The organism is Variovorax sp. (assembly GCF_965279555.1).
GTDB lineage: Bacteria > Pseudomonadota > Gammaproteobacteria > Burkholderiales > Burkholderiaceae_C > Variovorax.
Genome location: NZ_OZ257247.1, coordinates 3,757,351 through 3,769,472, shown reverse-complemented (window position 1 = coordinate 3,769,472; position 12,122 = coordinate 3,757,351). Strand labels below are relative to the sequence as shown.

Genomic DNA, 12,122 nt, shown 5'->3' with positions numbered 1-12,122 from the left:
AACCCGCGGCCCGACTCCACGCGGGCGGCGCCATAAAAAGAAAAGAGACCCCATGCCCCATCCCAAGTTTTGCCAGGTCTGTGCCACGCCGCTCGAGTGGATCGCGCTGATGGAAGACGGCGGCCCCAAGGAGCGCCTGCGCTGCCCCAACTGCGGCCACACGCACTGGAACAATCCCACGCCCGTGCTCGCGGCCATCGTCGAGTACCGCGGCCAGGTGCTGCTGGCGCGCAATGCGGCCTGGCCGGGCAAGATGTTCGCGCTGATCACCGGCTTCATGGAAGCCGGCGAGACGCCGGAGGAGGGCGTTGCGCGCGAGGTCAAGGAAGAAACCAACCTGGACGTCAGCGCCCTCAAGATCGTCGGTGCCTACGACTTCCAGCGCATGAACCAGGTCATCATCGCCTACCACGTGGTGGCCGACGGCGAGGTGAAGCTCTCGCCCGAACTGGTCGACTACCGCCTCTACGACCTGCCCGACCTGAAGTGCTGGCCTGCCGGAACCGGCTATGCGCTGGCCGACTGGCTGCGAACGCGCGGCCACGAGCCCGTGTTCTTCACCGCCGCGGAAAACGAAGAACGCCGCCGCGGCCTGAACCTGCCGCCGGAGCCCGAGGAGCGTGGAAGTGCAAGTTGACCGCGAACTCGACACGCGTGGGCTGAACTGCCCGCTGCCCATCCTCAAGGCGAAAAAATCGCTCAACGAGATGGCGAGCGGGCAATTGCTGAAGGTGGTGTCGACCGACCCCGGGTCGATCCGCGACTTCCAGGCCTTTGCGCGCCAGACGGGCAACGAGCTGATGGAACAGGAAACCATCGGCACCGACTTCATCCATGTGCTGAAGCGCCGCTGACAAAGCCAAAAGAAAAGGGCCGCAGCAGCGGCCCTTTGCACAAGCGCGATGCGCGCCGTGCGTTGTTTACAGCTTCAGGCTCTTGAGGTACTCGCGGAACTCCGCGCCCACTTCGGGGTGCGCCAGCGCCAGTTCCACCGACGCCTGCAGGAAGCCTTCCTTGCTGCCGCAGTCGTAGCGGATGCCCTTGTACGAGTACGCGTACACCGATTCCTTCTTCATCAGCGCCGCGATGCCGTCGGTCAGCTGGATCTCGCCGCCCGCGCCCTTGGGCTGGTTGCGGATCTCGTCGAAGACGCCCGGCGTCAGGATGTAGCGGCCCGCCACGCCCAGGCGCGAGGGGGCGTCTTCTGGCTTCGGCTTCTCGACCATCTTGCTGACCTTGACCAGGCCTTCCTCGACGGCGTCGCCGGCCACGATGCCATAGCGCTTGACGTGCTCCAGCGGCACTTCCTGCACCGCCAGCAGCGAGCCGCCGAGACGGGCGAAGGCCGCGGTCATTTGCGCCAGCACGGGTTCGCCGCCCTTGGGGCCGACCATCAGGTCGTCCGCCAGCAGCACGGCGAAGGGCTCGTTGCCCACCAGGTGCTCGGCGCACAGCACGGCATGGCCCAGGCCCAGCATGCGCGGCTGGCGCACGTAGGAGCAGGTCATGTCGTCGGGCATGACAGAGCGCGCAATGTTCAGCAGGGCAGTCTTGCCGCTGGCCTCGAGCTGGCTTTCGAGCTCGTAGGCGGTGTCGTAGTGGTCCTCGATGGCGCGCTTGTTGCGGCCGGTGACGAAGATCATGTCGCGGATGCCCGCGGCGTAGGCCTCTTCGACGGCGTACTGGATCAGCGGCTTGTCGACCACCGGCAGCATTTCCTTGGGCTGTGCCTTGGTGGCGGGCAGAAAGCGGGTGCCAAAGCCCGCAACGGGAAATACAGCCTTGCGGATACGTGTCGATGGTGTGGACATGGGCAGTTCGGCGTCGGTTCGTTGGAAGAAGGAAAGGGGGATGTCCCGGGAGTGGTCGCAGGAGCGGCAAGCAAGTGCCGAACCAGCATCCTAAACGCCCGGTATTTACTCCGTCTGTCAGCCGAGGCGCACAAGCTGGTCGCGCAGGCGCTCCAGCGTGGCGGTGAAATCGGCCAGGCGCTTGCGCTCCTGCTCGATCACGGCAGGCGGCGCCTTGGCCACGAAGGCCTCGTTGCCGAGCTTGCCGTGCACCTTGGCGATCTCGCCCTCGATGCGCGCGATTTCCTTGCCGATGCGCAGCTTCTCGGCTGCCTTGTCGATTTCCATGTGCAGGCACAGGCGCGCGGCACCCACGACCGCCACCGGCGCCGCTTCCGCGGCCGCCTGCCATGAGGCCTCGTCGTCGAAGACCTTCACTTCCTTGAGCTTGGCCAGCGCCTGCAGCACGGGCGCCGCCTCGCGCAGGAAGGCAGCGCCCTCGGCGTCGTCGGCCACGGCGTACAGCGGCAGGCGCATCGCGGGCGACACGTTCATTTCGCCGCGCAGCGTGCGGCATGCGTCGACCAGGCTCTTCAGCCGCGCCACGTAAGCCTCGGCCGCCTCGTCGATCTTTTCCGGCTGGCTCTGCGGATACGCCGCCACCATGATCGACTCGCCCTCGCGACCCGCAACCTTCGACACCTTCTGCCACAGCTCTTCCGTGATGAACGGAATCACCGGGTGCGCCAGGCGCAGCAGCGTTTCGAGCACGCGGATCAGCGTACGGCGCGTGGCTCGCTTCTGCGCGTCGTCGCCGGTCTGGATCTGCACCTTGGCGATTTCGAGGTACCAGTCGCAGAACTCGTCCCAGGCGAACTGGTAGATCGTGTTGGCCACGTTGTCGAGGCGGTATTCCTCGAAGCCCTTGGTCACTTCGGCCTCGACGCGCTGCAGCTGCGACACGATCCAGTAGTCGGCGCGGCTGAACTTCAGGTAGCCGTGGGCCGGGCCGCCGACCTTGCAGTCTTCCTTCGTGTGCTCCAGCAGGCCGCAGTCCTGGCCTTCGCAGTTCATCAGCACGAAGCGCGTTGCGTTCCACAGTTTGTTGCAGAAGTTGCGATAGCCCTCGCAGCGCTTCGAGTCGAAGTTGATGCTGCGGCCCAGCGAGGCCAGCGAAGCGAAGGTGAAGCGCAGCGCATCGGCGCCGAAGGCCGGAATGCCGTCCGGGAACTCCTTCTGCGTGTTCTTGCGCACGGTGGGCGCGGTCTCGGGCTTGCGCAGGCCCTGGCTGCGCTTGTCCAGCAGCTCGGGCAGCGCGATGCCGTCGATCAGGTCGACCGGGTCGAGCACGTTGCCTTCGGACTTGCTCATCTTCTTGCCCTGCGCGTCGCGCACCAGGCCGTGGATGTAGACGTCCTTGAACGGCACCTTGCCGGTGAAGTGCTTGGTCATCATGATCATCCGGGCGACCCAGAAGAAGATGATGTCGTAGCCCGTCACCAGCACGGTGGAAGGCAGGTACAGCTCCAGCTCCCTGGTCTTCTCGGGCCAGCCCAGCGAAGAGAAGGGCACAAGGGCCGACGAATACCAGGTGTCGAGCACGTCCTCGTCGCGCGTGAGCTTCCTGCCCGGCGCCTTGGCCTGCGCGGCGGCTTCGTCTTCCGCCACGTACACGTTGCCTTCCTCGTCGTACCAGGCGGGAATCTGGTGGCCCCACCAGAGCTGGCGCGAGATGGTCCAGTCCTGGATGTTCTCCATCCAGTGGTTGTAGGTGTTGACCCAGTTCTCGGGCACGAAGCGCACCTCGCCCGACTTCACCACGTCGATGGCTTTCTGCGCGATCGACTGGCCGTCGGCGCCGGGGCGGGTCATGGCCACGTACCACTGGTCGGTGAGCATCGGCTCCACGATGGCGCCCGAGCGCGCGCAGCGCGGCACCATCAGCTTGTGCTTCTTCACTTCGACGAGCAGGCCCAGCGCGTCGAGGTCGGCCACCACGGCCTTGCGCGCCACGAAGCGGTCCATGCCGCGGTATTTTTCGGGCGCTTTGTCGTTGATGGTCGCGTCCAGCGTCAGCACGCCGATCATCTCGAGCTTGTGGCGCTGGCCGACCGCGTAGTCGTTGTAGTCATGGGCGGGCGTGACCTTGACCACGCCGGTGCCGAATTCCTTGTCCACGTAGTCGTCGGCAATGATCGGGATCAGCCGGCCCACCAGAGGCAGCTTCACGCGCTGGCCGATCAGGTGCTTGTAGCGCTCGTCCTCGGGGTGGACCATGACGGCCGTGTCGCCGAGCATGGTCTCGGGCCGGGTGGTGGCTACTGTCAGCGCGCCGCTGCCGTCTTCCAGCGGGTACGACAGGTGCCAGAGGAAGCCGTCTTCCTCCTCGCTCTCGACCTCGAGGTCGCTCACCGAGGTCTTGAGCACCGGGTCCCAGTTGCCCAGGCGCTTGCCGCGGTAGATGAGGCCTTCTTCGTACAGCTTCACGAAGGTGTGCATCACGACCTTCGACAGGTCGTCGTCCATCGTGAAGTACTCGCGGCTCCAGTCCACCGTGTCGCCCATGCGGCGCATCTGCTGCGTGATGGTGTTGCCCGACTTTTCCTTCCACTCCCACACGCGCGCCACGAAGTTCTTGCGGCCGAGCTCGTGGCGGCTGACCTTCTGCTCCTGCAGCTGGCGCTCCACCACGATCTGCGTCGCGATGCCCGCGTGGTCGGTGCCCGGCACCCACAGCGTGTTGGCGCCCTTCATGCGGTGGTAGCGCGTGAGGCTGTCCATGATCGTCTGGTTGAACGCATGGCCCATGTGCAGCGTGCCCGTCACGTTGGGCGGCGGCAGCTGGATCGCGAACGACTCGGCCCCTTCCTTGGGCTGCTGAGTGCCGCGGAAGCCCGCCTTGGCGTAGCCGCGCTTTTCCCATTCCGGGCCCCAGTGCGCCTCGATGGCGGCGGGTTCGAAAGATTTCGACAGGCTGTCGAGGCCGGGTTGGGCGGGGGAGGTGGTGGGTTCGCTCATGGGGAATGCAAAACGGCACCCTCGGGTGCCGTCGTAACGAGGTGGGATTGCCGGTGATTTTACCGGCGCTGCCTCCGGTCACTTCGGCCACTCATAATTCCGGGATGCTGTTCCTGCTCTCCCCTGCGAAGTCGCTCGACTACGACACCCCGGTCCCCTCCGAAATCCCCGCCACCCAACCCCATTTCGAGTCCCCGCGCGGCCCCTCGGTCGAACTCATCAAGCTGCTGCGCGAGAAGTCGCCGCAGCAGATCGCCGAGCTGATGCACCTGTCGGACAAGCTCTCGGCCCTGAACGTGGCCCGCTACGAGGCCTGGTCGAGCAAGAGCACCGCCAGGAACGCCCGCCAGGCCGCCTTCGCCTTCGACGGCGACGTCTACGGCGGCCTCGATGCCCGCACGCTTACCCGGGCGCAGCTCGACTGGGCGCAAGACCACGTCTGCATCCTCAGCGGCCTCTACGGCCTGCTGCGCCCGCTCGACCTGCTGCAGCCCTACCGGCTCGAGATGGGCACCGCGCTGGCCAACCGCCACGGCAAGGACCTGTACGCCTTCTGGGGCTCGCGCATCGCCGAGCACCTGAACGAGCGCCTTGCGGCCGACCGCACGCCGGTGGTCATCAACGTGGCTTCCCAGGAGTACTTCAAGTCGGTCGACAGGAAGGTGCTCAAGGCCCGTGTGGTCGAATGCGTGTTCGAGGAGTGGAAGGGCGACAAGTACAAGATCGTCAGCTTCTTCGCCAAGCGCGCGCGCGGCCTGCTGGCCCGCTGGGCTGTGCAGCACAAGGCAGCCACGCCCAAGGCACTGGAAAAGTTCGACCTCGAAGGTTATGGTTTCGACGCTGGCGTGTCCAAACCAGACAGGCTGGTATTCAGGAGAAAAGTCTGATGTCGCAAGCGATCAGTCCGGAACTGCGCGAATGGCTGGTGGCCCAGCTCGCGGCCGGGCACTCGGTGCCGGCGCTGCGCGCGTCCATGCGCGCGGCCGGCTGGCATGACGCCGCCGCCGACACGGCGCTGGCCCAGCTCGAAGCCGGTTTCCCCAACGTCGAGGTGGCGCTGCCGCCCGTGCGCACCGAAATGCCCGGCCCCGACCTCGACGGTGCGCCGCTGTACCTCGATGCCGGCGATCGCTGCGTGCAGGTGCTGCAGACCATGCGGCATCCGCGCGTGGTGGTGTTCGGCAACCTGCTGTCGGGGGAGGAATGCGAAGGCCTGATCGCCGCCGCGCGGGTGCGCCTGGCACGCTCGCTCACCGTGGAAACGCGCACCGGCGGCGAGGTGCTCAACGTCGACCGCACCAGCGACGGCATGTTCTTCGAGCGCGGCGAAAACGAGATCGTCGCGCGCCTGGAGCAGCGCATCGCCATGCTGCTGCGCTGGCCGCTCGAGTTCGGCGAGGGCCTGCAGATCCTGCGCTACGCCCCCGGCGCGCAGTACCGCCCGCACTACGACTACTTCGATCCCGGCGAGCCCGGCACGCCCACCATCCTCAAGCGCGGCGGCCAGCGCGTGGCCACGCTCGTCATGTACCTGCAGGAGCCCGAGGGCGGCGGCGCCACCACCTTCCCCGACGTGGGCCTCGAGGTGGCCCCGGTGCGCGGCACCGGCGTGTTCTTCAGCTACGACCGGCCCGACCCCGTCACCCGCACCCTGCACGGCGGCGCGCCGGTGCTGGCGGGCGAGAAGTGGGTCGCCACCAAGTGGCTGCGCGAGCGCGAGTTCAAGTAGGCAAAAAGAAACCGATGAAAGTCACCGCCAACGGGCTGCAGATCGAAGTCGACGACACCGGAGGCGAAGGGCGTCCCGTCATCCTGCTCATCATGGGCCTGGGCATGCAGCTGGTCGCATGGCCGAACGGCTTGGTGCAGCAGCTGGTGGACGCAGGCTTTCGCGTGGTGCGCCACGACAACCGCGACATCGGCCTGAGCCAGGGCTTCGACCACGCGGGCACCGGCAACGTCGTGTGGCAGACCATCCGCCACCGCCTGGGCCTCAAGGTGCGCTCTGCCTACACGCTGCAGGACATGGCGCTCGATTCGCTCGGCGTGCTCGACGCGCTGGGCATCGCCAAGGCCCACATCGTCGGCGCCTCGATGGGCGGCATGATCGCCCAGCGCATCGCCGCCTTCGCGCCGCGGCGCAGCACCAGCCTCGTGAGCATCATGAGTTCCAGCGGCGCGCGCGGCTTGCCCGGGCCGCGCCGCGAAGTGACGACCATGCTCATGCGCCGGCCGCTGGGCAAGAGCGAGGCCGAACTGGTGGCGCACAGCATCAGGCTGCTGCGGCTGATCCAGAGCCCCGCCTACCCCCAGACCGACGAAGAGCTGGCCGAGCGCCTGACCTTCAGCATGCGGCGTTCGTACCACCCGGCCGGCCTGATGCGGCAGATGCTCGCCATCGGCGCCGACGACGAGCGCCCCCAGGTGCTGCCGCGCATCCAGTGCCCGACGCTGGTGCTGCACGGCGACGCCGACGCGCTCGTGCCCATGGCCTGCGGCGAAGACACCGCCCGGCGCATTCCGGGTTCGCGCTTCGTTTCCATTCCCGGCATGGGCCACGACCTGCCGCCCGAGGTGTGCGCCATCCTCGCCAACCACATCGCACCGTTCGCGCACGCGGCCGAAGCCCGAGATTCAAAGCCATGAGCACAGACCACAACCCCAATACCCCCGAGCAATCGCAGCTGGGCCGCGCCTCGGCCTACGCCGACCACTACGACCCCTCGCTGCTGTTCCCCATCGCGCGCGCCACGCAGCGCGAGGCCATGGGCATCAAGTCCGGCGCCTTGCCCTTCTTCGGCGCCGACCTGTGGACCGCGTTCGAGGTGAGCTGGCTCAATGCGCGCGGCAAGCCGCAACTGGCCATCGCGCACTTCACCATCCCGTGCGAGACGCCCAACATCATCGAAAGCAAGAGCTTCAAGCTCTACCTGAACAGCTTCAACAACAGCACCTTCGCGAGCATCGACGCCGTGCGCGAACACCTGCGCACCGACCTCGCCGAGGCCGCCTGGCGCGGCAGCGACCAGTCGGGCGGCATCGGCGTGAAGCTGCTCACGCCCGAGCTGTTCGACCGCGAACCGGTGCATGAGATCGACGGCCTCGACCTCGACCGGCTCGACATCGAGTGCACCCGCTACCAGCCCGCCCCCGATCTGCTGAGCAGCGACACCACGCAGGTGCACGTGAACGAAACCCTCACCAGCCGCCTGCTCAAGAGCAACTGCCTCGTCACCGGCCAGCCCGACTGGGGCAGCGTGCAGATCCGCTACAGCGGCCCGCCCATCGACCAGGCCGGCCTGCTCGCGTACATCGTGAGCTTTCGCAATCACAACGAATTCCACGAGCCCTGCGCCGAGCGCATGTTCACGGACATCTGGAGCCGCTGCAAGCCCACCAAGCTCGCGGTGTATGCGCGCTACACGCGACGCGGCGGGCTGGACATCAACCCGTTCCGCACGAGCTGGCCGCAGGCGCTGCCCGCGAATATCCGTACTGCGCGGCAGTAAGCCGAAGTCTTTTTGTCCGGCCGCAAGAAAGAAGAAAAATGCGTTCAGTGCTTTCACACGCGGCCGCTGGCGCGTTTCTCTTCATGGCAACGGCGTATCCCGCAATCGCGGGCGAAGACGTGGCCGTCAGGCAGCTTGGCAATGCGGCGTATGAGCTGACGCTCAAGGCGAGCGAGCCGCTGGAAATAGCGGCCGGGCAAGCCCAATTGACGCCCGCAGCACAGAAGCTGTGCGGCGAAAACAAGGTCACATTCGGGCGCTACAGCTTCGCGCGCCAGGAACCCATCGAGCCGGCGTCCTCAAGAGCCCCCGGCGAGCTGGTGCTCCGGCAGGAAATTCAATGTGGATCGGTCGCCCAGGAGAAAAGCGCTGCCTCCCCCGCAAGGGAGCGGCCATCGACGCCCGAAGAAGACCAGAAGCAGGTCGAGTTGCTGACGTACCAGTACCTAAAGGCCAAGGATGCCGGTGATTTTGCGAAGGCCTATGGCTTCTTTGCCGATTCGATGAAGGCCACGGCTTCGCAAGAGAGCTGGAGCGGCGCCGGAAGAAAGTTCAGCGCGATTGCCGGGCCAGCCACGAGCCGCCGCATCCGGAAGATCACGCGTTACGACAACCCACCGTCTGCACCGCGGCCCGGTGTCTACATCGCAGCCGATCTGGTGAGCCAGTTCCAGAACATCGACATCCATTGCGGCTACGTCGTCTGGCGCGGTCAGCCTGATGGCTCGTTCCAGGTCATTCGCGAAGAAGCCAACTACATCGACAGGGCCACGCAGCAGCGAATGACGCCCGAGCAACTGGCGGCGTTCAAGGCCAGCGCCCGCTGCTGAGCCCGTGCCGGGGCGAAGCCCCTCTTCGGAAATCCGAAACCCGCAGCCCGCTCCCTGTGGCATTCTGGAATCGACCCGCGAACCGCGGTCGAACGAGCATCCGGAGCACAGACAAGCATGGTTGAAGGAAAAGTGGTCGTCGTCACCGGCGCTGGCGGCGGCATCGGGCGCGACATCGCGCTGGCGATGGCGGCGCATGGCGCGAAGGTGGTGGTCAACGACATCGGCGCCGCGCTCGACGGCGAAGGCGGCAGTGCAGGCCCCGCGCAGCAGGTGGTCGACGAGATCCGCGCGGCCGGCGGACAGGCGGTGCCCAATACCGACAACGTGGCCGATGCCGCCAGCGCCGCACACATCGTGCAGTGCGCGCTCGACAGCTTCGGCCGCATCGACGCGGTGGTCAACAACGCGGGAATCCTGCGCGACCGCTTCTTCCACAAGATGTCGGTCGACGAGTGGGACTCGGTGCTCAAGGTCCACCTGTACGGCTCCTACTACGTGAGCCGCGCGGCGGCCACGCACTTCAAGGAGCAGAACTCGGGCGCGCTGGTGCACATGACCTCGACCTCGGGCCTCATCGGCAACTTCGGGCAGGCCAACTACTCGGCGGCCAAGCTCGGCATCGTCGCGTTGTCGAAGTCGATCGCGCTGGACATGCAGAAATTCAACGTGCGCTCCAACTGCATCGCGCCCTTTGCCTGGAGCCGCATGATCGGCGCCATTCCCACCGACACCGACGAGCAGCGCGCCCGCGTCGACAAGATCAAGCAGATGACGCCCGCCAAGGTCGCGCCGCTCGCGGTTTATCTGGCGAGCGATGCGGCCGGTGCGGTCAACGGGCAGATCTTCTCGGTGCGCAACAACGAGATCTCGCTCATCAGCCAGCCGCGCCCGGTGCGCTCCATCCACCGCTCCGAAGGCTGGACGCCGCAGAGCATTGCCGAGCACGCCATGCCCGCGATGCGCGCCAGCTTCTTCCCGCTGGACCGTTCGGCCGACGTGTTCAGCTGGGACCCGGTCTGAGGACAAACCCGCAGGAGGCCGGGCGCAGCTTCGGCGTCATTCGCCGGACAATGCGCGTTCCCTTCTTCCTTCGTGCCCGCGCCCGGTGAACCTGCACTTCGACCTGTTCGACCTGAAACTGTTCGTCTACGTGGCGGACGCGCACAGCCTCACGCGCGGTGCCGAGAAGGCCTGCATCTCGCTGGCCGCAGCCTCCACCCGCATCAAGCAGATGGAAGAGGCCGTGGGCGGCAAGCTGCTGCACCGCAGCGCGCAGGGCGTGAGCCTCACCGCCGCCGGGCAGGCCGTGCTGTATCACGCCAAGCGCGTGATGCAGCAGATGGAGCACCTGCGCTGCGACATGCAGGACTTCGGCAAGGGCATCAAGGGGCACGTGCGGGTGTTCGCCAACACCACCTCGATCACGGAGTACCTGCCGCAGAAGCTGGCCGGCTTCCTTACGCAGCATCCTGCCGTGCAGGTGGACCTGCGGGAATACCTGAGCGAGGAGATCGTGCGCGCGGTGGCCGATGGCGAGGCCGACATCGGCATCCTCGCGGGCGACGTGCACACGGGCGACTTCGATGCGCGCCCCTTCGGCAGCAACCAGCTCGTGCTGGTCGTGCCGGTCGCGCACCATCTGGCGGGCGCACCGTCGGTAGCTTTCGCCGACACGCTCGACGAGCAGCACGTGGGCCTTCACCACGGCAGCGCCATACACCGCTTCCTGCAGCGCCGCGCCGAGCTGGCCGGCCGGGGCTTCAACCCGCGCATCCAGGTCAGCAGCTTCGAGGCCATCTGCCTGATGATCGAGGCGGGCGTGGGAGTCGGCGTGCTGCCTGCATCTTCCGCGCAGAGACTGTCGATGGCGATGCGCATTTCGACCGTGGCGCTCAGCGATGCCTGGGCCGAGCGCGAACTGAAGTTGATCGCGCGCAATCGCGAGCAGCTGCCGGCCTCGGCGCGCGAGCTGTTCGATCACCTTGTTTCGCACTGAGGGCGCGCACGCCATGTCCGCCGACCTGAAGTCGCTGCGCCTGTTCGTGACCGTGGCCGACCACGGCAGCATCAGCGAAGGCGCCAAGCGTTGCCACATCGCGCTTGCGGCCGCGAGCAAGCGCATCTCCGACCTCGAGGCCCGCGCCAGGCTGCCGCTGCTGGTGCGCCATGCGCGCGGCGTCACGCTCACCTCGGCGGGGCACGGGCTGCTGCTGCATGCGCGCGCCGTGCTCTCGGCCATGGACCGCCTCGGCGCGGAGTTCGACGATTTCCAGAACGGCGTGGCGGGCGTGGTCAGCATCACGGCCAACGCGTCGACCATCGCGCAGTTCCTGCCGGCGCAGATCGGCTCCTTCCTGCGGCTGCACCCGGTGCTGAAGATCGACCTGCAGGAGCGCGCCAGCACCGAGGTGGTGAAGGCCGTGCAGGCGGGCCTGGCCGACATCGGCGTGATCGAGAGCCACACGCCCGCCGAAGGCCTCGAATGCCTGCCGTACCGCAACGACGAACTGGCCGTGGTGATCGCGCGCGACCACCCGCTCGCGCGGCGCAAGCGCATTGGCGTGGAAGAAGTGCTGCGCTACGACCATATCGTGGTGCGCGAAGGCACCGCGCTGCACCGGGTGCTGCTGGCCGCCGCGCTGGAGGCGCAGGTGCCGCTGAAGGTGCGCATGCAGGTGGGCAGCTTCGACATGGTGTGCCGCATGGTGGAGCAGGGCGTGGGCATCGGCGTGCTGCCCTACGCGGCCATCCTGCCGCAGCTGCAGATACTGCGGCTGCGCTGCCTGAAGCTCGACGCGCCCTGGGCGCTGCGCCGGCACCTGCTGTGCGTGCGCAGGCAGCAAGACCTGACCGTGGCCGCGCGCTCCGTGCTGGAGCACCTCGGCCGGCCGGACTGAACGCGAGGGCACGCGAGGCTTCGCGCCGCGCGAAGCCTCGCGCTCGCCAAAAACGAATTGTTCTCCGGCGGCCCA

Annotated in this window: 12 protein-coding genes; 10 read left to right on the top strand and 2 right to left on the bottom strand. The window is 67.0% G+C overall.

Translation table 11 applies throughout. The features are described from left to right. The first annotated feature begins 52 nt into the window (after nucleotides 1–52). Together ACQY8B_RS17835 and ACQY8B_RS17830 are read left to right on the top strand one after the other, a co-directional pair. Nucleotides 53–637, top strand: coding sequence for an NUDIX domain-containing protein (locus ACQY8B_RS17835; protein ID WP_237679101.1), 585 nt, complete (start codon nucleotides 53–55; stop codon nucleotides 635–637). Then, nucleotides 627–854, top strand: a complete 228-nt coding sequence (locus tag ACQY8B_RS17830) for a sulfurtransferase TusA family protein (RefSeq protein WP_422087928.1) — start codon at nucleotides 627–629, stop codon at nucleotides 852–854. The genes ACQY8B_RS17835 and ACQY8B_RS17830 overlap by 11 nt, the downstream gene beginning before the upstream one ends. Nucleotides 855–920: 66 nt before the next feature. Here the strand turns inward: ACQY8B_RS17830 and galU are convergent, their stop codons facing one another. Continuing rightward, complete coding sequence (gene galU / locus ACQY8B_RS17825) at nucleotides 921–1,811, bottom strand: UTP--glucose-1-phosphate uridylyltransferase GalU (RefSeq protein WP_422087927.1); 891 nt, start codon at nucleotides 1,809–1,811, stop codon at nucleotides 921–923. A gap of 117 nt (nucleotides 1,812–1,928) precedes the next feature. Further along, entirely contained in the window at nucleotides 1,929–4,808 is a 2,880-nt protein-coding gene (locus ACQY8B_RS17820; RefSeq protein ID WP_422087926.1) for a valine--tRNA ligase, read from the bottom strand. Between the two features lie 104 nt (nucleotides 4,809–4,912). On the opposite strand from ACQY8B_RS17820, the gene yaaA reads away from it, so the two are divergent. The 8 genes from yaaA (at nucleotide 4,913) to ACQY8B_RS17780 (ending at nucleotide 12,047) form a co-directional block, all read left to right on the top strand. Continuing rightward, a complete protein-coding gene (yaaA, locus tag ACQY8B_RS17815) occupies nucleotides 4,913–5,695 on the top strand; it encodes a peroxide stress protein YaaA (RefSeq protein ID WP_422087925.1) in 783 nt (260 codons plus the stop codon). Further along, on the top strand, nucleotides 5,695–6,537 hold the full coding sequence (locus ACQY8B_RS17810; RefSeq protein WP_422087924.1) for a 2OG-Fe(II) oxygenase: 843 nt from the start codon (nucleotides 5,695–5,697) through the stop codon (nucleotides 6,535–6,537). Before yaaA ends, ACQY8B_RS17810 begins: the two co-directional genes overlap by 1 nt. 14 nt (nucleotides 6,538–6,551) lie before the next feature. Further along, nucleotides 6,552–7,454, top strand: a complete 903-nt coding sequence (locus ACQY8B_RS17805) for an alpha/beta fold hydrolase (protein WP_422087923.1) — start codon at nucleotides 6,552–6,554, stop codon at nucleotides 7,452–7,454. Continuing rightward, a complete protein-coding gene (gene queF / locus ACQY8B_RS17800) occupies nucleotides 7,451–8,317 on the top strand; it encodes an NADPH-dependent 7-cyano-7-deazaguanine reductase QueF (protein ID WP_081265767.1) in 867 nt (288 codons plus the stop codon). Before ACQY8B_RS17805 ends, queF begins: the two co-directional genes overlap by 4 nt. 38 nt (nucleotides 8,318–8,355) lie before the next feature. After that, entirely contained in the window at nucleotides 8,356–9,147 is a 792-nt protein-coding gene (locus ACQY8B_RS17795; RefSeq protein ID WP_422087922.1) for a DUF4019 domain-containing protein, read from the top strand. Nucleotides 9,148–9,264: 117 nt separating this feature from the next. Beyond that, nucleotides 9,265–10,170, top strand: a complete 906-nt coding sequence (locus ACQY8B_RS17790) for an SDR family NAD(P)-dependent oxidoreductase (RefSeq protein ID WP_422087921.1) — start codon at nucleotides 9,265–9,267, stop codon at nucleotides 10,168–10,170. 85 nt (nucleotides 10,171–10,255) lie between these two features. Next, nucleotides 10,256–11,146, top strand: a complete 891-nt coding sequence (locus ACQY8B_RS17785; RefSeq protein ID WP_422087920.1) for a LysR substrate-binding domain-containing protein — start codon at nucleotides 10,256–10,258, stop codon at nucleotides 11,144–11,146. 13 nt (nucleotides 11,147–11,159) lie between these two features. Beyond that, complete coding sequence (locus ACQY8B_RS17780; protein ID WP_081265770.1) at nucleotides 11,160–12,047, top strand: LysR family transcriptional regulator; 888 nt, start codon at nucleotides 11,160–11,162, stop codon at nucleotides 12,045–12,047. The last annotated feature ends 75 nt before the right edge of the window (nucleotides 12,048–12,122 follow it).